General features: G+C 44.3%; 25 protein-coding genes. 1 reads left to right on the top strand and 24 read right to left on the bottom strand.

The window, feature by feature from the left end:
• Nucleotides 1–100: 100 nt before the first annotated feature.
• The 20 genes from mfd to FED51_RS00315 all read right to left on the bottom strand — a co-directional run bounded on the left by mfd (nucleotide 101) and on the right by FED51_RS00315 (nucleotide 22330).
• On the bottom strand, nucleotides 101–3646 hold the full coding sequence (mfd, locus tag FED51_RS00410; RefSeq protein ID WP_134229270.1) for a transcription-repair coupling factor: 3546 nt from the start codon (nucleotides 3644–3646) through the stop codon (nucleotides 101–103).
• Between the two features lie 236 nt (nucleotides 3647–3882).
• A complete protein-coding gene (locus FED51_RS00405; RefSeq protein WP_041820045.1) occupies nucleotides 3883–4116 on the bottom strand; it encodes an anti-sigma-F factor Fin family protein in 234 nt (77 codons plus the stop codon).
• Between the two features lie 82 nt (nucleotides 4117–4198).
• Nucleotides 4199–4756, bottom strand: coding sequence for an aminoacyl-tRNA hydrolase (pth, locus tag FED51_RS00400; RefSeq protein ID WP_010896252.1), 558 nt, complete (start codon nucleotides 4754–4756; stop codon nucleotides 4199–4201).
• 165 nt (nucleotides 4757–4921) lie between these two features.
• Nucleotides 4922–5569, bottom strand: a complete 648-nt coding sequence (locus FED51_RS00395; RefSeq protein ID WP_053432329.1) for a 50S ribosomal protein L25/general stress protein Ctc — start codon at nucleotides 5567–5569, stop codon at nucleotides 4922–4924.
• A gap of 100 nt (nucleotides 5570–5669) precedes the next feature.
• A complete protein-coding gene (locus FED51_RS00390; protein ID WP_010896250.1) occupies nucleotides 5670–6620 on the bottom strand; it encodes a ribose-phosphate diphosphokinase in 951 nt (316 codons plus the stop codon).
• Between the two features lie 24 nt (nucleotides 6621–6644).
• Nucleotides 6645–8012 (bottom strand): bifunctional UDP-N-acetylglucosamine diphosphorylase/glucosamine-1-phosphate N-acetyltransferase GlmU, encoded by a 1368-nt coding sequence (gene glmU / locus FED51_RS00385; RefSeq protein WP_053432330.1) that lies wholly within the window; start codon nucleotides 8010–8012, stop codon nucleotides 6645–6647.
• A 266-nt stretch (nucleotides 8013–8278) separates the two neighbouring features.
• On the bottom strand, nucleotides 8279–8572 hold the full coding sequence (spoVG, locus tag FED51_RS00380; protein ID WP_010896248.1) for a septation regulator SpoVG: 294 nt from the start codon (nucleotides 8570–8572) through the stop codon (nucleotides 8279–8281).
• Nucleotides 8573–8863: 291 nt separating this feature from the next.
• Nucleotides 8864–9238: a RidA family protein gene (locus tag FED51_RS00375; protein ID WP_010896247.1), complete on the bottom strand. Its 375-nt coding sequence runs from the start codon at nucleotides 9236–9238 to the stop codon at nucleotides 8864–8866.
• Nucleotides 9235–10083, bottom strand: a complete 849-nt coding sequence (gene purR, locus FED51_RS00370; protein ID WP_010896246.1) for a pur operon repressor — start codon at nucleotides 10081–10083, stop codon at nucleotides 9235–9237. Before purR ends, FED51_RS00375 begins: the two co-directional genes overlap by 4 nt.
• A 60-nt stretch (nucleotides 10084–10143) precedes the next feature.
• The gene (gene ispE, locus FED51_RS00365) at nucleotides 10144–11007 is read right to left on the bottom strand and encodes a 4-(cytidine 5'-diphospho)-2-C-methyl-D-erythritol kinase (RefSeq protein ID WP_010896245.1); all 864 of its coding nucleotides are present in this window, start codon (nucleotides 11005–11007) and stop codon (nucleotides 10144–10146) included.
• Nucleotides 11008–11213: 206 nt separating this feature from the next.
• The gene (locus FED51_RS00360; RefSeq protein ID WP_010896244.1) at nucleotides 11214–11399 is read right to left on the bottom strand and encodes a small, acid-soluble spore protein, alpha/beta type; all 186 of its coding nucleotides are present in this window, start codon (nucleotides 11397–11399) and stop codon (nucleotides 11214–11216) included.
• A 124-nt stretch (nucleotides 11400–11523) separates the two neighbouring features.
• Nucleotides 11524–11790, bottom strand: coding sequence for a biofilm formation stimulator Veg (gene veg, locus FED51_RS00355; RefSeq protein WP_010896243.1), 267 nt, complete (start codon nucleotides 11788–11790; stop codon nucleotides 11524–11526).
• A 412-nt stretch (nucleotides 11791–12202) separates the two neighbouring features.
• Nucleotides 12203–13078: a sporulation peptidase YabG gene (gene yabG / locus FED51_RS00350; protein WP_053432331.1), complete on the bottom strand. Its 876-nt coding sequence runs from the start codon at nucleotides 13076–13078 to the stop codon at nucleotides 12203–12205.
• Between the two features lie 53 nt (nucleotides 13079–13131).
• A complete protein-coding gene (gene rsmA / locus FED51_RS00345) occupies nucleotides 13132–14001 on the bottom strand; it encodes a 16S rRNA (adenine(1518)-N(6)/adenine(1519)-N(6))-dimethyltransferase RsmA (RefSeq protein ID WP_053432332.1) in 870 nt (289 codons plus the stop codon).
• On the bottom strand, nucleotides 13998–14567 hold the full coding sequence (gene rnmV / locus FED51_RS00340) for a ribonuclease M5 (protein ID WP_053432344.1): 570 nt from the start codon (nucleotides 14565–14567) through the stop codon (nucleotides 13998–14000). The genes rsmA and rnmV overlap by 4 nt, the downstream gene beginning before the upstream one ends.
• Nucleotides 14568–14715: 148 nt before the next feature.
• A complete protein-coding gene (locus FED51_RS00335; protein WP_053432333.1) occupies nucleotides 14716–16014 on the bottom strand; it encodes a resuscitation-promoting factor in 1299 nt (432 codons plus the stop codon).
• A gap of 229 nt (nucleotides 16015–16243) precedes the next feature.
• Nucleotides 16244–17014 carry a TatD family hydrolase gene (locus FED51_RS00330; protein WP_053432334.1) on the bottom strand — a complete coding sequence of 257 codons (771 nt, stop codon included), beginning with the start codon at nucleotides 17012–17014 and terminating at the stop codon, nucleotides 16244–16246.
• Nucleotides 17015–17118: 104 nt separating this feature from the next.
• On the bottom strand, nucleotides 17119–19101 hold the full coding sequence (gene metG, locus FED51_RS00325) for a methionine--tRNA ligase (RefSeq protein WP_053432335.1): 1983 nt from the start codon (nucleotides 19099–19101) through the stop codon (nucleotides 17119–17121).
• A 418-nt stretch (nucleotides 19102–19519) separates the two neighbouring features.
• Complete coding sequence (locus FED51_RS00320) at nucleotides 19520–21352, bottom strand: ATP-binding protein (RefSeq protein WP_010896236.1); 1833 nt, start codon at nucleotides 21350–21352, stop codon at nucleotides 19520–19522.
• Between the two features lie 24 nt (nucleotides 21353–21376).
• Nucleotides 21377–22330 (bottom strand): DNA double-strand break repair nuclease NurA, encoded by a 954-nt coding sequence (locus tag FED51_RS00315; protein ID WP_053432336.1) that lies wholly within the window; start codon nucleotides 22328–22330, stop codon nucleotides 21377–21379.
• 195 nt (nucleotides 22331–22525) lie between these two features.
• On the opposite strand from FED51_RS00315, the gene FED51_RS00310 reads away from it, so the two are divergent.
• A complete protein-coding gene (locus FED51_RS00310; protein ID WP_010896234.1) occupies nucleotides 22526–22816 on the top strand; it encodes a transition state genes transcriptional regulator AbrB in 291 nt (96 codons plus the stop codon).
• Nucleotides 22817–22858: 42 nt separating this feature from the next.
• Here FED51_RS00310 and rsmI read toward each other — a convergent pair whose 3' ends face one another.
• The 4 genes from rsmI to yabA form a co-directional block, all read right to left on the bottom strand.
• Nucleotides 22859–23728: a 16S rRNA (cytidine(1402)-2'-O)-methyltransferase gene (gene rsmI, locus FED51_RS00305; RefSeq protein WP_053432337.1), complete on the bottom strand. Its 870-nt coding sequence runs from the start codon at nucleotides 23726–23728 to the stop codon at nucleotides 22859–22861.
• Nucleotides 23697–23981, bottom strand: a complete 285-nt coding sequence (locus FED51_RS00300) for a GIY-YIG nuclease family protein (protein WP_010896232.1) — start codon at nucleotides 23979–23981, stop codon at nucleotides 23697–23699. The genes rsmI and FED51_RS00300 overlap by 32 nt, the downstream gene beginning before the upstream one ends.
• Nucleotides 23978–24718, bottom strand: a complete 741-nt coding sequence (locus FED51_RS00295; protein WP_053432345.1) for a tRNA1(Val) (adenine(37)-N6)-methyltransferase — start codon at nucleotides 24716–24718, stop codon at nucleotides 23978–23980. Before FED51_RS00295 ends, FED51_RS00300 begins: the two co-directional genes overlap by 4 nt.
• A 64-nt stretch (nucleotides 24719–24782) precedes the next feature.
• Nucleotides 24783–25133 carry a DNA replication initiation control protein YabA gene (yabA, locus tag FED51_RS00290; RefSeq protein WP_010896230.1) on the bottom strand — a complete coding sequence of 117 codons (351 nt, stop codon included), beginning with the start codon at nucleotides 25131–25133 and terminating at the stop codon, nucleotides 24783–24785.
• Nucleotides 25134–25144 lie beyond the last annotated feature (11 nt).

Below are 25144 nucleotides of genomic sequence, written 5' to 3'. Positions count from 1 at the left end.
CTGTTTACGTGTTAGTATCTTTGTTTCCAGAAGAACTATTCACCATTCGAAGAAAAAAGACATCCTTTTGCCGTTTTACTCCTTCCTTGGGATATCAATATTAGGAAACCGAATTAACTGGAGACGGTTGTTTTTTTACATCCGCCAGTGAAGCCAAGAGCGTTTCTGTTACTTCCAGCAATTGATTTGTCCCTAGCTGCTTTGTTTTTAACGTTAATTTTATTCGCTCACCTTCAGTCCCAAGACCAACTTGCTGATCGAGCTTATGAATGACTTCAAACAGCTTAGCGCCATCAATCCCTTCTGTCGTTTCTGGCGAAAGGAGAATAATCCATTGACCCTTTGACTCCACAATGCTTTCGACGCCTTCTTGATAGGCTAAAATTTTTATCGTCGTTAGCTGTAGAAGGTCACTTACTTCTTGAGGATATTCACCGAACCGATCAAACATTTCGTCCTTTAAGTCGTTGATCTCTTCAATCGTCTCGACCCCACGGAACCGTTTGTACATTTCAATTTTTTGCTTTGCGTCTTGAATGTATGAATCCGGTATATAAGCATCCACTTGTACATCAATTTCCACGTTTCGTGGTTCTTCTTTCGGCTGTTCGCCTTTTCGTTTTTCAATGGCTTCCTTCAACATTTGTGAGTATAGATCAAAGCCAACCGATTCAATAAAACCATGCTGCTGCGCGCCAAGCAAATTACCGGCACCACGGATCGCTAAATCTCGCATCGCTATTTTAAATCCAGACCCGAGCTCCGTGAATTCCTTAATGGCTTGGAGTCGCTTTTCTGCAACTTCGGACAACACTTTGTCACGCTGATACGTGAAATAGGCGTAAGCCACCCGATTGGAGCGTCCGACCCGTCCGCGGATTTGATACAGTTGGGACAAGCCCATTTTATCGGCACCGTGGATGATGAGCGTGTTAACATTTGGAATGTCCACACCTGTTTCAATAATGGTCGTCGTTACTAACACATCGCTCTCCCCTTCTAAGAAGGCGAGCATAATCGACTCTAATTCGCTTTCTTTCATTTGCCCGTGGGCAAAAGACACTCGGGCATCTGGGACGAGCATAGAGATTTCATTTGCCATTCGCTCGATGTTTTCCACACGATTGTAAAGAAAATACACTTGTCCACCACGGGATAGTTCACGCTCAATCGCTTCTCGCACAAGAGGGCTGTTATATTCTACCACATAGGTTTGCACCGGGAAGCGGTTCTCTGGTGGTGTTTCGATGACAGAAAGATCACGGACGCCGAGCATCGACATGTGAAGTGTTCGCGGAATCGGCGTTGCCGTTAATGTTAGAACGTCAATATTTGCCTTTAACTGTTTAATTTTCTCCTTGTGCGTCACCCCAAAGCGCTGCTCCTCATCGACAATGAGCAAGCCGAGATCTTTGAACTGAACATCCTTGGACAGCAGACGATGGGTACCGACCACAAGGTCAACCGATCCTGCTTTTAGTCCTTTAAGCGTTTGTGACTGTTCCTTTCGAGAACGAAAACGACTAAGAACCCCAATGTTAATTGGATAATCAGCGAAGCGCTCCTGGATCGTCTCAAAATGTTGCTGCGCTAAGATGGTCGTTGGCACGAGAATCGCCACTTGCTTTCCGTTCATAATGGCCTTGAAAGCAGCGCGAATCGCCACCTCTGTTTTCCCATAGCCAACGTCACCACAAAGAAGCCGATCCATCGGACGCTCTTTTTCCATGTCTTCTTTTATCTCTTGAATCGCTCGAAGCTGATCTTCTGTTTCTTGATATGGAAATGATGCTTCAAACTCCGCTTGCTCTGGTCCATCTGGGGCGAATGCAAACCCTTTGCTCGCTTCTCGCTCAGCATACAGCTTGATTAAATCATCAGCAATGTCTTCCACTGATGACTGGACACGGCGCTTTACCTTTTTCCAATCGCTTTTTCCTAGAGAGTACAGCTTTGGATCTTTATCTTCGGCGCCCACATATTTTTGCACTTGATCGATTTGTTCTACAGGAACGTATAGTTTATCGTTACCTGCATAGCGAATGTGTAAATAATCCTTGTGAACCCCATTAATTTCTAAGGTTTCGATTCCTAAATATTTCCCGATCCCGTGGTTCGTATGGACGACTAAATCGCCTACTTTTAACTCGCTATAGTTTTTAATTCTTTCGGCGTTCGATAGTTTTTGTTTCCGCTGTGGCCGCTTCACCTTTTTCGCAAATATTTCTTCTTCTGTAATCACCACTAGCTTGTGCAGGGTCAATTCAAAGCCGCTCGTTAATGCACCGACCATAATTTGCGCCTGACCTGGCGTAAGTGGAGCTTCCCCATCTACAACGAGGGCTTCTATTCCTTCCTCAGCTAAGACATGGTTTAGTCGCTTCGCCCGCTCCCTCGTCGCTGCAATGAAAACGGTCGCAAATTGTGATGAAATCCAGCGCTTAACTTCCGATTGAAGCAGTGGCATTTGTCCATGAAAGTTTTGCATCGATTTGCATTGGAAGCTAATAATATTTTGCGGATTCGTAGACGGCACGTGACGCACGAAAAGCGACAAGTAAACGATCGGTAAGACGCCTTGCTTCATCTGCTCTAGAACTGAGTGAGCTAAGGTTACATCGTGGACAATTTCCCCTTGTTCAATAAGCGTCGTATGCCATTCCGCCTCTTCTTTCTCTAAACTTTCGGACATTTCTTTAACCCTACTCATTTCGTCAACAAAAATGACCCCAGTGGAAGGTACGTATGAAAAAAGGCTGTACGTATCATCGTAAAAAAGAGAAATGTATTTGTACATCGATGGAAACGGATGTTTCTGCTTCAGCTCACTAATATCAAAAGAAATTTGTTCGGTTAGTTTTTCTTTTACTTCTTTTTTCTTTACTTTTTTTAACGTTTGACTGAGACGGTCCTCTAAGCGTGATGCCCCTTGAATAAAATGCTCTTCATCCATAATGATTTCCGCCGCTGGTCCAATGACAACTTCGGATAGCGAGTCCTTTGAACGCTGGTCTTCAATCGTAAATGTCCGAATCGAATCAATTTCCGTGTCAAACAATTCAATTCGAATTGGGTCCTCCTCTGTTAAGGGATACAGATCAATAATGCCCCCACGGACACTACATTCTCCCGGGGTCGTCACCATATCAACACGAGTAAAACCATTGCGAACAAGCCGTCTAATCAACGACTCCAAGTCACCTATGTCATCCCCAACACTTAAACGAATTTGGCTTTCCTTCCATAAGGAAGAAGGAGGCAATAGACGCCGCAGGCCTGCTAATGGAACGACTACGATTCCTGAAAATCCAGCTACGAGCTGATTTAATACGTCAATGCGTTGCGCTTTCATTTCCGGGCTAGCAATCGCAATTTCTGATGAAATCAAATCGTTAACGGGATAGAGTAGTACATGATCCGCCCCTACGAGTTCGACAAGATCCTCAAAGATTTTCTGTGCTTGATACAAATTATAGGTAATGACAAGCTGTGGCCGTCTCGTCTCCTTATATAAAGCAGCCATAACGGCAGGCCTAGCAGACCCTGACAATCCTGAGACGAGTTGTTCCTTCATATTCACTTCCAAGCCCTGTACAATCGCTTGTGTGTCTTCCTGTTCTTGAATAAAACGTTGTAAACCTAGCATACCTTTCCCCCTAAAGCCTTCTGCTACAAGCATTTCATTAAAAACGCCTTAAAGCAGGGGGTCCTCCCCTGCTGTAGGTATAAATCAATTCGCTTCATGACATTCTATGAAACTTTTGAAAATCCTCTTCCTCTTTTTTAAAAATCCTACTGATGTCACTGTTGTTTGGAAACAGAAAAATGCTTTGGTCTAAAACCAAAGCGTTGACAAAGCCAACGAGTTCTTATGGTTGTCATTTATTGAATATGTGACGTAACATCCAGTTCATATAGGTTTGGATTCCGAATGTAGGCTTCATGACAATCTTCGCAAATAACGTGAATCGTCATGTCTCCACTGTCATTATATGTCACCATCGAGGCTCTTTCCTCTTCAGTCAAATGATGAAGTCCTAACTGTTCAGATGTATGTCTACCTTCTAATTGACCAACTTTCGTTTGACAATGGCGACATTGATAATGAATCGTCAACGCAAGTCCCCTCCGTTCTAGATCATCAGTTGCTTTTAGTATGAACGGAAGTGGAACGAGCTATACCTCATCGGATCTAGCTTTAATTAAATGTATTCATCACTTCAAGAAATGGTTTCTTTGTAAAAGCTTCTGCTGCCTCTGCCGAGAGATCAATCGCCTCCGAGATGGCGTCCTTTTCCTCTGGGCGATAGCGCCCAAGCACGTGCTGAACGACCGTTTCTCCTGGTGCCGGCCTGTCGACCCCGACACGAATTCGTTTAAAATCACTCGTGCCTAGGTGAGCGATCAAAGATTTCATCCCATTGTGGCCACCAGCGCTTCCTTTTTGACGAAGGCGGATTTTACCTACTGGCAAATCTAAATCATCATAAATCACGAGTAGGTCTTCCACTTCCATGTTATAGTATTCAAGGAATGGGCGGACCGATTCTCCTGATCGATTCATAAAAGTCTGGGGCTTTAACAAAAAGATCTTTTCTCCATCGATTCGACCTTCCCCATAAAGTCCGTTCGCTTTCGACTGCTTGATCTCAATATTCAAGCGGCGAGCGACGGCATCTACTACATCAAAACCGACATTATGCCTCGTGCCATCATATTTAGCACCAGGGTTTCCTAAACCGACGATTAGCTTCATCTATATCACCTTTTTAGTGTCCCTTTCACAGTTACTAAAAACAGTATAACAACAGAAAAGGTATAACCACAAGGGTCATACCTTTTTAAAGGTTGTTTAGAGCAGCGCCATTTCTAAGGCTGCGTACGTACTTTACAGCTGTCTTGTGATGGACACAAATTGACTTTATTCTTCTTTTGCCTCTTCAGCAGGCTCCTCTTTCTCATTGATTACTTCTGGCTCATTATCAGTCACTGCTGCTTCCGTCTCTTCTTCCTTCTCCGTGGCAGGAGGTTGGACAGTTACGACGGTTTCTTCGTCTTCGTTTACGACTTGAACAGGGACGTTCCCTCGCACATCCCTTATTTGAATGGAATCCCCAATCGTTAAGGATGACACATCGAGCGTGATTTCTTCCGGAATGTCTGCTGGCAAACTACGAACCGTGATTTCATACATAAGCTGAGAAAGGACACCGCCCTCGGATACTCCTCTCGCTTCCCCTGTTAATCGAACAGGAACATTTGCTTCAATCTCAGAGGACATATCCACTTCGAAGAAATCAATATGCAAATAATCGCCTTTTAACGGATCCATTTGCAAATCATGGACCATCACTTGATGCTTCGTGCCTTTCTCTACTTCAAGTGAGATCAATCCGTTTCGGCCCACTTCTCGAACCGTTTTTAAAAAGTCTACAGCCTCGACGCTAATTGGTTGGCTTTTCGTCTTATTTCCATAAACAACGGCCGGCACATACCCTTGTTTACGAATTTTTCTTGTAACAGAGCCACGTAGATCTGGCCGTTTCTCTGCTTTTAAGCTCATTGCCATTTTTATCACCTCTACGTTTTTTACAGTTGCTCTCTTTCATCTTTTCCCTGAGCATCCCTTTTTCAAACGGAGAAATTTAAAAACAGCAGAAAAAAGCGGATTAATCAAATAATAAACTTACAGAAGAATGTTCATGAACACGGACAATGGCCTCTGCCATGAGCGGTGCTACAGACAACGTAGTAATCTTATCAATTAATTTTTCTTCTTCAAGCTCAATTGTATTCATGACGACAAGCTCTTTGATTTTCGAATTTTTGATTCGCTCGATCGCAGGTCCTGATAAGACAGGGTGGGTGCAACATGCGTACACTTCTTTTGCCCCGTGTTCAACGAGGGCGTTTGCTGCTAATGTGATTGTCCCCGCTGTATCGATAATGTCATCAATAATAATTGCTGTTTTCCCTTCAATATGACCGACTATATTCATTACTTCTGCCACGTTTGGTTTCGGACGACGTTTATCAATAATCGCAATCGGTGCTTTTAACCGGTCAGCTAGCTTGCGGGCACGCACCACGCCTCCATGATCAGGGGAAACGACAACGACATCATCCAAGCCCTTTTTCTCAAAGAACTCAGCTAAAATCGGAACGCCCATAAGCTGATCAACCGGAATGTCAAAAAAGCCTTGAATTTGTGTCGCATGTAAATCAAGTGTCAAAACACGAGTCGCTCCGGCTGTTTCTAGTAAATTAGCCACCAATTTTGCAGTAATTGGTTCACGAGCTCTCGCCTTGCGATCCTGTCTCGCATATCCATAATAAGGGATCACCACATTAATGGTTTTCGCCGATGCACGCTTCACCGCATCAATCATAATCAGGAGCTCCATAATATGCTCGTTTGCCGGAGCAGCTGTTGATTGAATTAAGAAAACATCGCAACCTCGAATGCTTTCTTCAATGTTGATTTGCACTTCTCCATCGCTAAAGCGAGTGACTGAGCTTTTCCCCATCGGTACACCGATTCGTTCTGTAATCTCATAAGCCAACCCTTTATTTGAATTGAGCGTAAACACCTTTAAGTTGGGGTCACCGTAGTTTGCCATGTTTCCTTAAACCTCCACCATAAATTAATTGTTTTTTTTCGTTACATAGTGTTCTTTATTTGTTTGCCGTGCGCGTGCGATCGAGAGTGCATCACTTGGCACATCTTCTGTTATTGTAGATCCTGCTGCTATTAAAGCCCCTTTTCCGATCGTGACAGGGGCAATTAAGTTAGAGTTGCAGCCGATAAATGCATCGTCCTCGATTTTCGTTAAAAATTTGTATTTCCCATCGTAATTCACGGTAATGGATCCACAACTAAAGTTCACCCGCTCGCCAACTTCAGCGTCACCAATGTAGCTCAAATGAGATGCCTTGCTCTCTTTTCCAATGGTTGACTTTTTTACTTCAACAAAATTACCAATCCGTACATCATCATGGATCATTGATGCAGGGCGAATGTGCGAAAATGGTCCAATGGATACACGCTCCCCCACTTCGCTATTATGAACAACCGATTGCTTAACTGCCGTTTTGTTCCCGATTTTTGAATCTTTTAATTCCGTATGGGGACCAAGCACGCATCCTTCACCGATGGTCGTTTGTCCAAGCACCATCGTTCCCGGATAAATCACGGTATCTTGACCAATTGTTGCATCAGGTGATACGTACGTTTGCTCAGGATCAATGAACGTAACCCCTTTTCTCATCCATGCTTCATTGATACGACGCTTCATCACCTGCTCCGCTTGAGCTAAAGCGACCCTGTCGTTAACCCCTAAAGTTTCCTCAACATGGGCCGTTTTGTATGCCGCTACCTTTTCCCCTTTAGTTTGAAGGATTTGGATCACATCAGGAAGGTAGTATTCCCCTTGGGCGTTATTGTTACCAACTTCTTTCAACGCTTGAAATAACGCCTCATTGTCAAAGCAGTACGTCCCTGTATTGACTTCTGTAATTTGCTTCTCTTCAGAAGTCGCATCTTTGTGCTCAACAATTCGTTCAACAAGTCCCTTATCGTTCCGTACAATTCGCCCATATCCTGTTGGATCAGCCAATTCGGCCGTTAGCACAGTCGCCTTGGCTTGCTCTTCTTCATGATAGGACATCACATGATCGATTGTTTCGGCTGTCAACAACGGTGTATCACCGCACAATACGATCGTTACTCCTCGTCTTCCGCCAAGAGCTGATTCTGCTTGAAGTACAGCATGTCCTGTCCCAAGCTGTTCCTCTTGCAAAGCATAGGAGACACGCTCTCCTAGCTGTGACTTTACAGCATCCGCACCGTGCCCTATAATTGTCACAATTTCGTCAAATCCGAGGGCTGAGACTTGGTCAACGACGTGTTGAACCATTGGCTTTCCACAAACTGAATGGAGCACCTTATAAAGCTTTGACTTCATCCTCGTCCCTTGTCCAGCGGCAAGTATGACCGCAAATCGATTGCTCATCGTTCCCCTCCAACTGTTCCATTTTTCCCTTACGAATATATCTTAAAACGGTTGTGTTTTCAAGAAGAGAAATCCGGAAAAACAAGCGTTATACCGCCCCTTTTGTTGCTGGATGAAGATGGAACAAATAAAAAAAGCGCAAGAACTTACTTGCACTAGCAATAAGAAAGGAAACGGTCCCATATGAATAGGAGAGGATTTTCCCCTTTTGAATTTATAAAAAAAGACCTCACTTCCACCTAGTTGGAGTAAGGCCTGGCTGTTTATTAGGAGGCTCCTGCTTCCTCATATGTTACTTGATCCAATTCTCCAGCACGCTCATACTCAGCCAATACAGCTGTTTGAATCTTCTCACGTGTTTGGGAAGAGATAGGGTGCGCAATATCGCGAAACTCACCATCTGGTGTGCGTTTGCTTGGCATAGCAACAAACAGTCCATTGTTTCCATCGATCACCCGAATATCGTGAACAACAAATTCATGATCAATAGTAATGGACGCAATCGCTTTCATCCGTCCTTCGGTGTTAACTCGACGGAGCCTGACATCTGTTACTTGCATGAAGTCACCTCCTTTGTAGTTGGTTTTCCGCTGTCTGTATATTAAGTTCTCGGTGACCGGCTATATTCCTTCTTTTTCCGAAAGAATTTTTGTGAATTTTGATTCGAAGTTTTTCTCCTTGATGATGAACTGGCTTCATCAGTAGCACAGGTACCTTTAAAGGATAAAAAACGCTCGGAATACTTGGCTTATGAGCAATCGTTTTTTCTGAGCCTCTCATGCACAAAAAAGTAAACTTTCTACAGCGTTAAAAAAACATGCTTCTAGGAACGAAGCATGTTTAAAAAAATGCTATTTCACGAGAGCAATAACCTCGATTTCTACAAGGACATCTTTTGGTAAGCGAGCCACTTCTACACAAGAGCGTGCCGGCTTATGTGTTTGGAAGTATTCCCCATACACTTCATTAATACGTGGGAAGTCATTCATGTCTTTAATAAATACCGTCGCCTTTACAACCGTGTCCAGTGAAGCTCCAGCTTCTTTTAGAACGGCTTGAAGATTTTTAAACACTTGATGTGTTTGCTCTTCCACCGTTCCTTGAACAAGTTCTCCCTCAGCAGTCAGTGGAATTTGGCCTGAACTGTAAAACATATTGTTTACGACAATCCCTTGTGAATAGGGTCCAATGGCATCTGGTGCTTGGTTCGTATGTACAACCTTCATGATTGGTCCTCCTTTAATGTCATCATATACTCTAATACATTACCTGGTTCGACAAGAATTGTTTTTTCCCTCTCATTCAACTGACAAATGCGTGCAACCGATAAGTAGTCATCCACAAGTCGTTCCTCTGCTTCGCCTGACTCCACGAGGACACCTATCCCAGCAACCTCCGCTTGAAATTCATGGAGCAGGTCCATCATTCCTCGGACAGTACCACCGGCTTTCATAAAATCATCCACAATAAACACGTTGGAGCCTGGGCTCAAGCTCCTTCTTGCAAGCGTCATCGTTTGAATACGCTTAGATGAACCTGACACGTAATTAATACTAACCATTGATCCTTCTGTGACTCGGTGATCACGTCTGACAATGCTTACCGGAACGTCTAGATGCTGCCCGACTGCATACGCGAGAGGGATCCCCTTTGTCGCCACCGTAATGACCGCATCAATTTTTTTGTGCGAAAGGATGGCAGAAAACAATCGCCCGACCTCCTGCATAAAACGAGCATCTCCTAACATGTCCATCATATAAAGATAGCCACCCGGTAAAATACGGTCTGAGATGGAAAGCTTCTCACAAACTGCGCCCACTAGCTGGCGAGCTTCGTCCTCCCCCATGGAAGGAATGAACTTAACCCCACCGCTTGCACCAGGAACGGTTAAAAGCATTCCGATCCCTTCGCTTTCAAAAATTTCTTTTATAATCACCAAATCTTCACTAATTGAAGATTTTGCCGATTGATACCGTTCTGAAAAATGGGTAAGTGGGATCAGCTCGTGGGGATGTTGCAATAAAAAATACGTCATATCAACAAGGCGCCCACTGCGCTTTAACTTTTTCATAATGCCCTCCAGCAAAAACCGAATATTTAAAGTAAATATACCATTTTCATACGGTTTCTATCAAGAGCCGGCCGATCCAATTATCCGAACCGCATACACTTGATGGCAAAAACCCCGTAGCCCATTGTAGATCCGTTGAACTCTCGATTCCTTCGACACGAGACCAAAAACAGTGGGGCCACTTCCGCTCATTAATACCCCATCAGCACCAAAGCGCTTCATTTGTTCTTTAATGTTTCTTACCTCTGGGTAAAGGTCGAGGGTAACCGATTCAAGGACATTGTGCAAGTGATGACAGATGCCATCAAAATCTTTCCCCTCGATCGCAGCAATCATGTGTTCTGTTGTTGGATGGTCAATCGCAGATACATTTAGTCGTTTATAAACATCAGCGGTGGATACACCGATGGGCGGCTTTGCTAAAATAACCCAACACGGTGGCGGTGAGGCAATCCGTTCTATGATTTCCCCACGTCCTGTGGCCCTTGCTGTCCCTCCATATACACAAAAAGAAACATCAGAGCCTATTTCCGCTCCAAGAACCGCTAATTCATCCAAAGATAACCCGAGCTGCCATAGATCGTTCAGCCCCCTTAATGTGGCGGCAGCATCACTGCTTCCACCAGCTAAGCCAGCTGCTACTGGGATTCGCTTTGTTATGTAAATGGAGACCCCTTCGTTTACGTGATAGCGCGCTTTTAGCAAAGCCGCTGCTTGGTACGCTAAGTTCTTTTCATCATTTGGTACAAAGCCTTCAGAGACATCGACCGAAATAAGCCCATCTTCACGGAGTGTTAAATCAATCCGATCGGCAAGGTCGACTGTTGTCATAATCATGTCTACTTCATGATAACCGTCTGGTCGTTTATGTAAGACATCGAGAGATAAGTTGATTTTAGCTGGGGCCTTCACTGACTGTTTCACACGCTTCACCTTCTATGTTCCATTTGCTTAGGCTATTTTATCATTTTGGACAGAAACAAGCCAGACCGTGTAACAAATGGCACAAGAAAGCTGTCTTTTTTTGGGCGAAACAGGGGAGAGGAGCCTTCTCGCTTAATCGATTCCCTCCCCCATTGAAAAGAGAAAAAAGGGGCTGGTGACCCAACCCCTAACATATCGTAACATTGTTAACGTGAAGATTCTCTCTCTGCTAATTGCTGCTCAGCAAGCTCAATGGCACGCTTCACCATGTTTCCTGCATCACGTGCACGAATGCCTCCCCAACCTTCTTGTTGGACGGTATCGTAGAACCCTAACTCTTTCGCAATTTCTTCCTTTAAGCGATCTGACATGATTCCACGTCTTCGACTCATGACGCAACAGCTCCTCGCTTGATAATCAATGTTACGACATACACTTAGTATGTACAGGAAGACATGAAATATGGCCCTTTGAAAAAAATCCAAAGGGCCAATGTATGTCGATTCATGAAGTGTTTTACAGCTTTAGCGTCGTTGTTGCACCGTCATCCTCACAGACCGTCAGTTCAACTGTCTCTGTCAAGATATCCGCATAACTGTAAGATACACGCTCAAACGCATGTTGATCTTCATCCAACTTAATAATAAACACAGAAGGGTATGTTTCTTCTAGCAAACCCGAACGTTCCGTCGTCTTGCGTCGCCCACCATTTGCTTTAATCGTAATTCGTTTGCCTACGTTAGCATCAAGGGCACGCTTAATTTCCACCAAGGTTTTTCCCAATTATAACACCCCGCTTCTCTCTGTGAATAGTATAACATGGTTAGGATGAAAATGTCAAGCAAACAAAAATTATATCAACTTAACCTTGTTATTGTCAACGATTTAAATTCGATTTTTTTCGCGGTTGATTGTCTATATTTATCATGTACGAAAAAGATGAAATTTATGTAAGGATTTGAACTTCTTTTTGTTTGAAGATATGAATAAAATTTGCAAAATTACAGGCTGATCGCCATTGCAAAAGAGCTTTGATCACCAGGTACAATCAAATTGGACGTATTCTTATTTTATTAAAGCTAAGGGAAAAACAGCTGCTAAAAAAGCAACGATTGAATCGTAAGCCATAACACGTCTCGCTTGTCTTTGTAACGAGAAAAAACTCGGCAATATGCCAAGTTTTTCTGAACATGTGTTATGAATCCTCTTGTTCTTCCATAGCTTTTAAAGGCATCCCTTTTCGCATGACACCCTTCGTCTCGATCCCTCCTAGACCTTTTTCCCCTGTAATCGTATTTCGGAGTACTTCTGATAAGGAAACACGTTCCATAAACGATGTAATACTAACACGGGAAGCTATATACACCGGGTCTAGAGCATGAATGTTCACTCGATTGGGTGAGCTTGCAAAATTAGCTCCTGCTTTGATCAGTGTTTCAAAATGGGATTGGCAAGCCCCTGCAAAAATCACAAGTTCATCCCGCTGAGGCACATAGCGTCTCACAATCCTTACACATTCCGCAAAAAATTTTGTATGCCGATAAGCTTTAAGGTCCTTTTCCGTCCCACGGTTTTTTAAATACGCATCATGTCCTGTCACAACAATAATATCCGGCTGTACCATTTCGATAAGAGAGGCGATCTGTTCCGGCATCTCTTTTTCTGAAACGTGGACTCCATACACGGGCACGCCCAATCGATCATACACTTCCGTACACTTGCGTAAATACAGAGGGTCACCATCCATATGAAGCACCCTACCTCGCATTTCAAAAAACGCTGCATCGTTCGTATAACCTGAGGAGGCTTCATATTCATCCCGTTGCTTCATCAAATTGTAATCCTGTCTAAAAAGCTTATAACACTGCTCCTCCGCTTGTAAAAACTCCTTTTTCCTTCGCTTGCGTTCTGATTCTTGAATCAACACAAGGTCATGGTAAGGAGCATCAGCCGCAAGGCGCATATCCTCACCAATTAACTCCACAAAATCATTGTGGAGGGCTACAATACGAAAAAGTAAATCACATTGATACGATTTTCTCGCAACGATATCCCCAACCTTTGGCTTCATCGAAAAAAACCCCTCCTTCTTCAGCCTATGTAAGGAAAGGAGGGGAGGTTCCATCATCGCTTTTGTAGTTGTTCACTTAAATCGGCAAACTCCTCAATCGTTAACGTTTCACCGCGCCTACTCGGGTCAATTCCCGCTTCCGCTAACGCCAGAACAGCCTCATCCTTCCGCTCCTTACCGACGAGGTTATGGATAAGATTATTTAAGATGGTCTTTCTTCGATTGGCGAAGCTTGCGCGCACAATCGCAAACAGCCACTCTTCATCGGCGACAGTTACCGGTGGCTTCTCACGAATCGTTAATCGCAAAACAGCAGAATCAACATTCGGTTGAGGGACAAAGACCGTTTTTGGTACTTTTACCGCAAGCTCTGCCGTCGCATAATATTGGGCAGCAATCGAAAGAGATCCGTATTCCTTCGTACCAGGCTTTGCGGCAATTCGATCAGCTACCTCCGCTTGAATCATGACGACAATTCCACGAACGGGGAGCTTGGCTTCCAACAGCTTCATCAAAATCGGTGTCGTCACATAGTAAGGGAGGTTCGCGACTACCATAAGGTCTTGTCCTTCTTCAAATGTCGTAGCAATCACTTGTTTCACGTCCGCTTTTAGCACGTCTTCGTTGATGACGGTGACGTTTTCATAAGGCGCTAACGTCTCCCTTAAAACCGGTATTAGACGCTGATCAATTTCAAAGGCGACGACTCGCTTTGCTTGCCTTGCCAACTGTTCCGTTAATGCACCAATGCCAGGACCGATCTCGATTGCACCTGATTGTGGTGTTAGACTGGCCACATCTACAATGTTGCGCAAAACATTCGGGTCAATTAAAAAATTTTGCCCTAGGCTTTTCTTAAACGTAAATCCGTGTTTCGCTAAAATTTCTTTCGTTCGAATAGGTGTTGCAATATCTTTTGTCAATCTCGGCCCTCCTCCACTATTTGGGCGATTGCCTCGGCAAATTCCCTTTTTGTAATTTGGAATGCTTTCAGGCGTTTATACAATGTTTTTCCGTTGGCATATCCGATCCCTAACAATATACCGAGCTGTTCTCGGCGTTTTTTCGCATCCGCTCCGGCCATTAATCCTGCATCAAATAAGTCCTGCCTTGAAATGACCTCTAAAGGATCCTCCATCGCCTCATGCACCTTCCCCAATGCATGGCGAATAGCTTCCGGTGCAGCATTCTCTACCCCCAAATCGTCACCATTTTTTGAGAGTGCGGCTTTTTTCGGCAAAAAGGCGTGCTTGCACCCAGGAACCCGCTCACTAACAATTCGGCGAATTCGCTCGCCGGGATAATCAGGATCGGTTAGAATAATCACCCCTCGCCGTTGTTGCGCAAGGGCAATACGCTTGAGCGTCTCCTCATTAACGGCCGAACCGTTTGTTTCGATTGTATCTGCATTGACTGCCCGTTGAATGGCGATCGTATCATCTCTTCCTTCAACGACAATCATTTCTTTGATCTTCATGACGTCCTCCAATCTCTTTCTATGTTCCTCCCTCATTATACGACCTTCCTGGATGAAAGGAAAACGCGGATTCGGTACTCGTTATCCGTGAGTAAACTTCAATCGATTAAAAAAGAAACACAGAGCAAAAATGCCCTGTGTCAATGCTTTAGTGTTTGGATTAATCAAGAATGGTGACTTTCACCGTTTTTCGGCCCCAACGCTGCGCTTCCGCAGTTGACGGCATATGAACGTCGATTTTGTTTCCGACGATCGCGCCACCAGTGTCGCCAGCAATCGCTGTACCATAACCTTCAACGTGGACTCTGCTACCTAACGGAATAACATTAGGGTCGACAGCGATCACCTTCATGTTACGGTTGTTATTCAGGTTAATTCCTGTCGCTGTCACACCAGAGCAACCACTGCAGTTAGCTGTATAGGCTGTTGCTGTTACGGTAAATGTCTTCCCACCGCCTGAAGAAGAGGAAGAGGATGAGGATGACTCACTCTTGCTCGATTGATCAGATTTTGATGATGAGGAGGAAGACGATGATGAGGAGGATGAGGATGAGGAGGATGATCCGCTACTCCGAGAGACATTCTCCTGCACCTTCCTCGTTCCAACCGCAACAACCCGATCTTTACTTTCTTCGACGGTTTCTGTTTTCACTAATTCACGAGAAACTTCTTCCCCGTCTTCCAAAATAACTTCATAGTGATGGGCAACTTTTCCTTCTTGCCCTTCTTCTACGACTTTTTCTTTTCCGCTATCTAGCTTTTCATCTTTTCGAGTCACTGTTGCAAATGCAACAGATTCTTCCACTACATCGGTGACTTTTTCCACTCTGATGACTCGGATGTCCGTTTCTTGATCAATCTCGTCTGATAGCTCAGGTTCAACCCGATCAAGTTCGCCCAATTCAATTTCTTCTCTTTCTAAAAAGTCAGCGACAGTAGTCGAAGTTGTCCATACTTTGCGCTCTTCACCGTCACTTATGAGCTCAACTTGAAAAGCAGATTCATAGTTTAACTCTAGACCTTCGGTAATCGCGGTTTCTAAGCTTGGCTTAAGCTTATCATGCTTCTTGACTTGTAAATCTATTTCGTCGATAAGTTGCTCAACAGTATCAGCTGTCGTCCAAATCGTCTTCTCTTCACCATCCAACGTGGCAAACACTTGTACGGCTTTTTTCCAAGAGACCGTCATATTCCCTGAAATTTCCGCATCAAGGGCTGGTTCAATCAAGTCATGTTCTTGATAATCCCAACCTTGTTCAGCCATAAGGTCGGCAACAGTACTAGCATGGGTTTTGACTACATATTCTTCCCCATCCACTTGAACTGTGACCGTTGCTTTTGAAGACTCATGTACCGCAAAAGCAATAATGGCAACAAAGAGAATCAGACTAATGATGGAGATGACGAGCCCCTTCATGGACCTGGGTCCAGACGAAGATGTGCTTACATTCGATTCCATGTGAAATGATTCCTCCCTTTCAAGGATCGAATTATAAATAGTTCACCTCACTTTGTCAACTCTTTTTCGATTTTTAGAATTCAACCTGTGCTCCTATTATCCTAAATTTTGCTCAAGTTGAAAACAAAAATCTCTCGACACGTCCACTTTATGCCTCGCGCAAGTTATGTAGAACTTCTCCGCATGTCCCTTTCGTTAGACAGACATTTACATAAACAGACACTATCTGTCAGCGAACGATGTCAAATAATTTTCGAGCATTTGCCGTCGTTACTTTTGCCACTTCTTCGTACGGGATTTCTTTAAGCTCGGCAATTTGCTCTGCTACTAGTTTAACATAAGCAGGCTCATTTCGTTTCCCACGATATGGATGCGGCGCTAAATAAGGGCAATCGGTTTCAATGAGCAGCCGATCCAAAGGCACTTCCTTCGCAACTAATTTCGGGCGTTTTGCATTTTTAAACGTCACAGGACCTCCAAGGGAAATGTAAAAGTTCATCTCCATACATTCACGAGCCATCTCGACACTCCCACCAAAGCAGTGCATAATCCCACCGACCTGCCCAGCGTCTTCCTCCCTAAGCACATCCACAATATCGCGATCAGCATCACGATTATGAATCACAATTGGTAATTTCACTTTTTTCGCTAATGCAATTTGCTTCCGAAACACTTCTTTTTGCACGTCCTTCGGTGATTTATCCCAATGATAATCAAGGCCCATCTCACCGAGAGCAACGACTTTTGGGTGGCCTGCCAGCTCTTCAAGCCACACTAAATGCTCATCCTTCATGTCGATCGCATCCACTGGATGCCAACCTACTGCGGCGTAGATAAAATCATACCGCTCAACTAACGCGAGCGCGCGATGAATCGTCTTCTCATCAAATCCGACAACGACCATTTCTTTCACGCCAGCTTCTTGTGCCCGCTTGATCACTTCCTCTTGATCCTCATCGAATTGGTCCGCATTTAAATGGACATGTGTATCAAACAACATGACAGACACCTCTATATTCGCTATTTTATAATAATAAAAACTTTATGTTTTTGACCCATTGGAAAAAGCAAGGGGAGAAGTAGTCCTCCTCCCTTCCACCCGCACTATTTTACAAGTGACCCATTCGGTAATGCTCCATCAACTGTCGCCAACCGCAATTGATCTCCTTCCGAACCAGCTAGGATCATTCCTTGTGAAAGCTCACCACGAAGCTTCACTGGTTTTAAGTTCGTAACACAAATGACTTTTTTTCCAATTAAATCACTTGGAGAATAGTATTTTGCAATACCTGAAACGACCTGGCGTTTCTCATAGCCAAGATCAAGCTGAATCTTCAGCAACCGATCGGCCTTTTTCACAGGCTCAGCATCTATGACTTCCGCTATGCGGAGCTCCACTTTTGAAAAATCATCGATCGTAATTTCATCCGATTCTTCCTTCTCATCTTTTGGCGCCTCTTCTGGTTTTTTACTTCCACCCATAAGGGATTTAATGTGAGCCACTTCTTCCTCCACATCCAACCGAGGGAAAAGGGGCTGCCCTTTTTGTACGTTCGTGTTCCCTGGAATTTGTCCAAAAGTTTCGAGGGATTCCCATGTCGTGAGGGAGGAATCAATGCCAAGCTGTTCCCAAATTTTTTGCGGTGCTTTTGTCATAAATGGTTGTAGCAACACCGATACATAACGAATGGACTCAGCTAAATGGTACATTGCTGCCCCTAATTGCTCACGTTTCGATTCATCCTTTGCCAGAACCCACGGTTGGGTTTCATCAATATATTTATTCGTGCGACTAATCAGCTGGCCGATGGCTGTTAACGCAATGGAAAATTCCATTTCCTCCATGGCATCCTCTACTTTTTTTACAGTTGAATACACAAGTTCGACAAGATCCGCATCAAACGGGGTACCGTCTTTTACATAGGAAGGAATCTTCCCATCGAAATATTTCTCAATCATGGCCACCGTTCGGTTGAGCAAATTACCAAGATCGTTGGCTAGATCATAGTTCACCCGCTCAACGAATGCTTCTGGTGTGAAGACACCATCCGAGCCAAACGGTACCTCTCGAAGCAAGTAATAGCGAAGCGCATCTAACCCGTAACGATCGATAAGTGGGACCGGGTCAACAACGTTCCCTTTCGATTTTGACATCTTTCCATCCTTCATCAACAACCAGCCATGACCAAATACTTTTTTCGGAAGGGGCAAGTCTAAAGCCATCAGCATAATCGGCCAATAGATAGTATGAAAACGAACGATCTCCTTGCCGACAAGGTGAACATCAGCTGGCCAATAGTTCTCGTATTTTTCTTGCTGGTCCGAGCCATACCCAAGTGCAGTGATATAGTTGGAAAGGGCGTCAATCCAAACATATACCACATGCTTCGGGTCGCGCGGCACTGGAACGCCCCACGTAAACGACGTGCGAGAAACAGCCAAATCTTCAAGTCCTGGTTTAATAAAGTTATTAATCATTTCGTTCTTCCGAGATTCTGGCTGAATGAACTGTGGATTTTCTTCATAAAACTGTAGCAACCTGTCTGCGTATTTACTCATTCGGAAAAAATACGATTGTTCACGGACCTTTTCTACTGGGTGCCCACTATCAGGGCTTTTGCCTCCGATGAGATTCCCGTCAGCATCATATTCTTTATCTACAAGCTGAGTTTCCGTGTAAAACGTTTCATCTGGAATGGAGTACCAACCTTCGTAATCCCCAAGGTAGATGTCTCCCTGATCCAACAACTGCTCAAAAATTTGCTGAACGACTTTTATGTGACGCTCCTCGGTCGTACGAATAAAATCGTCATAAGAAATGTCGAGCTTTTTCCATAGATCCTGAATACCGCTGACAATCTCATCGACAAACTGCTTAGGTGTTAACCCTTTGGCCTCTGCTTTTTGCTCGATCTTTTGACCGTGCTCATCCGTCCCCGTTAAATACATAACATCATAGCCACGAAGCCGCTTGTAGCGAGCCATCGCATCACCAGCTACTGTCGTATATGCATGACCAATATGTAGCTTGTCACTCGGGTAATAGATCGGTGTAGTCAAATAAAATGTTTTTTGCTCTTTCGACATAATCGTCTTCCTCCTTCTTATTTCACGCAAACTTTATACGGGATCGAATCGCATTCCTAAAACAAACTAGAAAAAGCCCTCATCCCATTGGGACGAGAGCCTAGTGCTCACGCGGTACCACCCATGTTTTCCAATCACTTCACAATGATTGGCTCATGAAGTCACGTTGACTTCTCTGTTAACGCCAGCTACGTTCCTCCCTCATGTTTAAAAGCAACACTCGAAAGAAAACCCTCCCAGGACCATCTTCCAGCTGCCCCCTATACCGGTTCCCAGCTCCCCCGGCTCTCTGCTTAGCATGACGCAAATAGGTCAATCAGCTGTACTCATCCCTTCATCAGGACTCTTATCACGTTGTGTTCTTACGCTCATTTTCACCTTGACTTAGCCAAAATATACCGAACAACCCTCATTCCTGTCAAGGGCGGTCATAAACAGTAGCGAACGGTGTTTTTTGCTTTTTTAGTTTCCCTGCATCACAAAGTCGTTCCAACTCTTTTTTTAACTCGCTTACATCCCACCGCTTACCTGTCTGTTTATGAAGCGCATCCATATGATTCATAACACTTGTCTCGGCCAGCGGTAAAAACGGCTCAAGGGCACTGATTAGCTCGTCATCTCCTTGGGTTTTCCGTTCCTGTAGTTCATCGAATGGATTGACCGTATGCGGACTCGTCGAATGGGCTAGCCGGATACGAACAGCCATTGTTCGCCCCATTATAGCGGATGACACAAACACATCTCCTGATCGCAAATATGGCAAACGTTTTCCTTCTTCATTTGTTAGATCGGTTTCTTCCTTAATCGTCTGAATGTCCGTGCCACGCACCGTTCGGAAAACGAACTTCGAATTGAGCTGAGCCGTAATCGTCTCATCAAGCAAGGTTGGCCGCTGCGTCGCAAAAATGAGAAACACGCCATATTTCCGTCCTTCCTGAGCGATTTCCTTCAGTACTGGCTTTGCAGGGGCCTCATATCCTTTTGGTGCAAAGTTATGGGCCTCATCGGTGACAATGACAAACGGTGGAAAGAAATCCCCCTGCTCGTGCTGCAGCTTCGCATCCTTATAGGCTCTTCTTTTTCCGTATAATGCTCCAACGACATAGCTTGAAAACACTTGGAGCAACCAGACTGCTCCTTGAACGACAACAAGCTGTCCGCGGTGCAAGCTCTCTTCAATGACACGGATGCTCTGCTGAAATAACCCAGCTTGATTGAGACGGTACAGTCGCCATTGAATCCCTTTAACAGAGGCAAGGGGTAAGCTTCCATATTGCTCGAGTAGTTTTTTGTACGAGTGATATCGTTCAATCTCTTCGCGACTCATTCCGCCGTCATGTAGCAAGTTGTCCACCTTTTGCCGACCGATTTCAAGGGCGTCCGCCAAATTCCCAACCCGGTCACTAAATGACTGGTAGCTATCCTTTCGTTTATGGAGCGATTGAATGACGTTCACCATCGATTCGGACAATGAACCAGCCGCTTGCAGTAGGCGCTCCACATCCCGCGTCGATAATGCCGAGAAATCCACTCCCACATCACGACCGATTTGCACGACGGTATAGTTCGATTGATAGGAAGGAGCATCCTCCTGTCCTTCCGCTTTTGCTGAAAAATTCATCTCAAAGTGAGGATCGAACACAAGGGTCGGGATCTCGAGCTTCATCAGCTCCTCCAACATGACTCGAAGGCCGAACGACTTTCCTGAGCCCGATCCACCGAACACACCGATATGGGGATATTGTTGCATCGCGCGAATATCAAAAATAAACGGAACCCCTTCCTGCTTCCGCGTCTGTTCTTGTTCACGAATTTTCATTAATCCTTTCAATTCGTCTGGAAGCGTCTCTGCTACATATTCCGTAGACTTAACCTCTCCTAACACAAGACCATCTTCAGGCCTTGCTTTCACTAACAGAGGAGCGATTTCTGCAAAAGACGGATGTCGTACACTCGCACCTGTCTGAATCGGTTGGATCGCCTCTTCAAACAGACGCACCTTCGCTAAATGAATATCATCTGAGCCAATATCGTATCCGAGTTGCTCTAACGTTTGCAGCACTTGCTGATCCACGATCCCTTTATCAAACCCCATCGGGATGTAGCGATTATAGGAAAAGGTCTCCACCACTTCCCCTTTCGGATCGAACAAATCTTCATCCTCAAGAACGACCATTTCGTTCATACGAAATTTGTGTTCTTTTGAGGCCACATAGACTTCATGCTGGGTCGTAATCCCGACTACTTGCATCTCACACTCTCCTTTTTCCTAAACTTAATAAGGCCGTTCCTCACGCTTCTGGGAAAAGTAGCGTTCCTTTAGCTCCGTTTCTAAATACTGATCGACCATCGCTTCGACTAGTTTATCTGATAGCCGCACCTCACGATCAACAATATCAAGGAAGAGAGGAATCCCCCTACCGTCTTCAGGAGTCATCGTTGCTAAGAAATCAGCAACATCGTTCATCTCCTCCGCCTGCTCTTCTAACATATCAAACCCTGTAATAGCCGGACTACTGCTAGCCCTCATCCAGACAGATCGGAGCCCAGCTTTCTGTTGAATGCTTTCAATATATAAACTCTCCCTTTTATGCAATACACCGAATAACAAATCCCGATCATAGACAGTTTGGTGTTTAAACATCGTCGTAAAAGGGGATAGACTACCAATATTCCTTGTTGTTATCTCCTCTGACACGCCAACAAGAAGGGTCCCTCGCTCTAGGGCCCTGTTTCTAAGTACTTCCCACTCCTCTGGAGCATCGATTCGATAATGGTACAAGGCGCCATCCATCATTAAAATGGCAAGTTCTGCTTGATCCATTAAATCTAGTGCTGCTTTAAGTTCAAGCTTCGACAAAATGTGGGCTCGCCATTTCAGCGGCTCCGTCTCATCCTCAGGTGAGTCAAGAAGAGGTGAATAGACGTCTGTTTTTTTCGTTTCAACACCTTGGAGTGTTTTCGCTAAAGCTTGAAATAAATAGAGCACATGAGGAGGCGATCCCTTTGTCTGATTAACCGACCCATCCACAGCTCCGATCTGCTTATTATCAAGCCAACGAGCAATCATTTCGCTCCCTAAAGGCTGCATTTGTCGAAAGACAGCTCCTGAGATCGATAAAGAGTGTCGAATTTTGTCTACTTCGAGTGACGAAATAGTTGACCTTTCTTTTAAGATATCGTTAATTTTCGTCAGTTTTTCTATTAAATCTGAAGAGATTTCAATCATATTTTCATCCTTTCGTTTACGTAATACGTTGATATAAAAGGAATCTAGCAAAAAGGAAAAAATTACATTGAATTTTTCTCAAAAAAGTAATTGACTTGTTTTGGAAACATTGGTATTCTTAGTTCAGATAAAAAAATGTCGAATTATGACACATTTTATAAAACAGATTTATTTTTTTCGGGAGGAGAATTTTCTATGAAATCTACTGGTATTGTTCGTAAAGTTGATGAACTTGGTCGTGTGGTAATTCCTATTGAGCTTCGTCGTACATTAGACATTGCTGAGAAAGATGCTCTTGAAATCTATGTCGACAATGATCGCATCATCTTGAAAAAGTATAAGCCAAACATGACTTGTCAAGTAACTGGTGAAGTATCTGACGACAACCTTTCTCTTGCAGAAGGAAAGATCATCTTAAGCCCTCAAGGTGCGAAAGATATCTTAAAAGATCTTCAAGATTACGTATCACGTACAACACAATCCTAATTGAAGGTTGCTCAGCTCTGGCAAATGCCAGAGCTTTCTTTTTTATTCTTGGTGATATATGTTGTAAATATCTCGCTTCGGTACCCCGCGGTCTGTCGCCACTTGTTTAATGGCCTCTTTTGAACGAAATCCTAGTGCAATATAATGTTCTACATGCTGAACGGGTGACAAAGACTCCCACCATACTTCTTCAGGCTCAACCTTCTCTCCATTCCCCTCCACGATCAGACAGAACTCTCCCTTGATCGTAGCTTCTCTCGCCCAATGAACCGCTTCCTCTAACGTTCCTCGTAAAAACTCTTCATATGTCTTCGTCAATTCCCGGCAAATGCTCACATGGCGATTTCCTAGTATGAGCAGCATATCGTCAAGCGTGTCCTTTAGACGATGGGGAGATTCGTAAAAAATCAACGTCGCTTTTGTAGGCTTTGTCTCTTCTAACGCTTGGCGGCGCTGCTTTTTTTGCCGTGGGAGAAAGCCAATAAATTGAAAGCTTTCCGTCGGTAAACCTGAAGCGATGAGCGCTGTAACAGCAGCATTCGCCCCTGGAATCGGGATGACGGCAATGCCCTCCTTAATCGCCGATACCACGAGCTCATACCCCGGATCGGAAATGGCAGGCATCCCCGCATCGCTAACGAGAGCGATCGTACGCCCTTCTATTAAATCATCGATCAATCGCTTGCCCATCGTCTCTTTATTGTGCTCATGATAGCTCACAAGCTTCGTGGCAATGTCAAAATGGTTGAGCAGCTTTTTCGTCTGCCGTGTATCCTCTGCCGCGATTTGATCTACTTCCTTTAACGTCCGAATCGCACGAAACGTCACATCTTCCAAATTTCCAATCGGGGTGGCTACAAGATAGAGCGTTCCCTTGTCATCACGTTGTTGATAGCTTTGTTGTGTTTTCATATGGACCCCCTTTTAATGACACGAGCTGTTCCTTTTTCCGCCGTGACAGATGTTTCACTTCATATTCCCACCGCATCGCTTCTTCTTTAGATGGGAAGGCCCAAGTGGCAACGAGCCGAAATGGTCCTCTCCCCCGTGTATACTTGGCTCCTTTTCCACTAGCATGCTTTTTTATGCGCCTGTCTACATCTGTCGTGTATCCGGTATACCAGCTACCATCTTTACATTCTAATATGTACACGTAATGATTCATTGTCCCGCAAACACCTGCTGAAATTCTATCGTGTATTTCCCATTTCCATCATAGACAGTGAGTGGAGGGAGAACCTTTACTCCTGAATTACCGCCAAGCATACCTTCAATTAGAACGATATTCGCCTCCGCGCCTGCCTTCGGGTGGATGAATTGTAGCCGCTTTGGCTCGATGCGATACCGCTTCATCCCTTCGATTAATTCAGTTAATCGCTCGGGCCGGTGAACAATTGCTACTTTCCCTCGGTTCTTTACCATCTGGCTACTCACTCGTAACACATCATCAAGGGAGCAATGAATTTCATGACGAGCAATGGCCAAATAAGGGTTATCATTTAGCAAATCTTCATTCAAATTAGCAAAATACGGTGGGTTGCATGTCACCACATCAAAGGAATGCATCGGCATGTTCTTCGGCAGATCTTTAAGGTCTAAATTCATAAACGTAAGCTGTTGCTCAAGGTCATTTAATTGACTGTTGCGGATCGCCATCTCAAACAAGCGTTCTTGAATCTCCACTCCGACCATTCGTGCCTTTGAGCGCTCCGTTAAGAGAAGAGGAATAATCCCATTTCCTGTACAAAGATCGAGTATGTCCCCTTTTTGTATCGGCAAATAGACAAATCGGGCAAGCAAAACGGCGTCCATTGAAAACGCAAACACATTTGGACTTTGAATCACTTGCCGCGTTCGTCCAGGTGTATAATCTATGCGCTCATCGTCGTATGTTGGAATCATCACCTAAGTCCCTCCTCATGAGCAAAAAAGCCTTTTCACCGGGAAAAGGCTATCGCTTTATACATTAGTCTTGATTTAAAAATGACAGGCAAAACAGGCAATCTTCTCCGTTTTTACGAAGGCTACCGTAATGAGTATTGCAAATATGAAATCCTTCTTGATAAAGACGGGCCAGATTATCATAGCCTTCTCCGACAAACGGCTTTCTCTCTTTCGTCACTTGCTCTTTCTCTTCCGTTTCTTCTAGTTCAGGCTCCCCTAATCGCTCACGTAGATGCTCATTCTCAATCGTTAAAAAATGATTTTCTTCGATTAAGTAAGCCAATTGCTCCTTTAGACCCCCAAGCTCCCGGTGCAGCTCACCGATCCGTTCCTCAAGTTGACTCACTTGTGTAAAAATCGCCTTTTTGTTCACGTATCAACCAC

It is taken from the genome of Halalkalibacterium halodurans, from assembly GCF_005671335.1.
Lineage (GTDB): Bacteria > Bacillota > Bacilli > Bacillales > Bacillaceae_D > Halalkalibacterium > Halalkalibacterium halodurans.
This window is presented reverse-complemented; position numbering and strand designations above follow the sequence as displayed.

What these genes read in the sequence shown, in the direction of transcription:
- spoVG (WP_010896248.1), bottom strand. Translation starts at nt 8,572, where the DNA reads ATGCAAGTAACAGATGTCAGGCTCCGTCGAGTTAACACCGAAGGACGG.
- FED51_RS00315 (WP_053432336.1), bottom strand. Translation starts at nt 22,330, where the DNA reads ATGATTGAAATCTCTTCAGATTTAATAGAAAAACTGACGAAAATTAAC.
- FED51_RS00360 (WP_010896244.1), bottom strand. Translation starts at nt 11,399, where the DNA reads ATGAGTCGAAGACGTGGAATCATGTCAGATCGCTTAAAGGAAGAAATT.
- mfd (WP_134229270.1), bottom strand. Translation starts at nt 3,646, where the DNA reads ATGCTAGGTTTACAACGTTTTATTCAAGAACAGGAAGACACACAAGCG.
- FED51_RS00310 (WP_010896234.1), top strand. Translation starts at nt 22,526, where the DNA reads ATGAAATCTACTGGTATTGTTCGTAAAGTTGATGAACTTGGTCGTGTG.
- FED51_RS00395 (WP_053432329.1), bottom strand. Translation starts at nt 5,569, where the DNA reads ATGGCAATGAGCTTAAAAGCAGAGAAACGGCCAGATCTACGTGGCTCT.
- FED51_RS00295 (WP_053432345.1), bottom strand. Translation starts at nt 24,718, where the DNA reads ATGATTCCAACATACGACGATGAGCGCATAGATTATACACCTGGACGA.
- yabG (WP_053432331.1), bottom strand. Translation starts at nt 13,078, where the DNA reads ATGAAGCCAAAGGTTGGGGATATCGTTGCGAGAAAATCGTATCAATGT.
- metG (WP_053432335.1), bottom strand. Translation starts at nt 19,101, where the DNA reads ATGTCGAAAGAGCAAAAAACATTTTATTTGACTACACCGATCTATTAC.
- pth (WP_010896252.1), bottom strand. Translation starts at nt 4,756, where the DNA reads ATGAAGCTAATCGTCGGTTTAGGAAACCCTGGTGCTAAATATGATGGC.
- glmU (WP_053432330.1), bottom strand. Translation starts at nt 8,012, where the DNA reads ATGAGCAATCGATTTGCGGTCATACTTGCCGCTGGACAAGGGACGAGG.
- FED51_RS00335 (WP_053432333.1), bottom strand. Translation starts at nt 16,014, where the DNA reads ATGGAATCGAATGTAAGCACATCTTCGTCTGGACCCAGGTCCATGAAG.
- FED51_RS00375 (WP_010896247.1), bottom strand. Translation starts at nt 9,238, where the DNA reads ATGAAGGTTGTACATACGAACCAAGCACCAGATGCCATTGGACCCTAT.
- purR (WP_010896246.1), bottom strand. Translation starts at nt 10,083, where the DNA reads ATGAAAAAGTTAAAGCGCAGTGGGCGCCTTGTTGATATGACGTATTTT.
- FED51_RS00390 (WP_010896250.1), bottom strand. Translation starts at nt 6,620, where the DNA reads ATGGCAAACTACGGTGACCCCAACTTAAAGGTGTTTACGCTCAATTCA.
- FED51_RS00330 (WP_053432334.1), bottom strand. Translation starts at nt 17,014, where the DNA reads ATGTTGTTTGATACACATGTCCATTTAAATGCGGACCAATTCGATGAG.
- FED51_RS00320 (WP_010896236.1), bottom strand. Translation starts at nt 21,352, where the DNA reads ATGCAAGTAGTCGGGATTACGACCCAGCATGAAGTCTATGTGGCCTCA.
- FED51_RS00300 (WP_010896232.1), bottom strand. Translation starts at nt 23,981, where the DNA reads ATGAATCATTACGTGTACATATTAGAATGTAAAGATGGTAGCTGGTAT.
- rsmI (WP_053432337.1), bottom strand. Translation starts at nt 23,728, where the DNA reads ATGAAAACACAACAAAGCTATCAACAACGTGATGACAAGGGAACGCTC.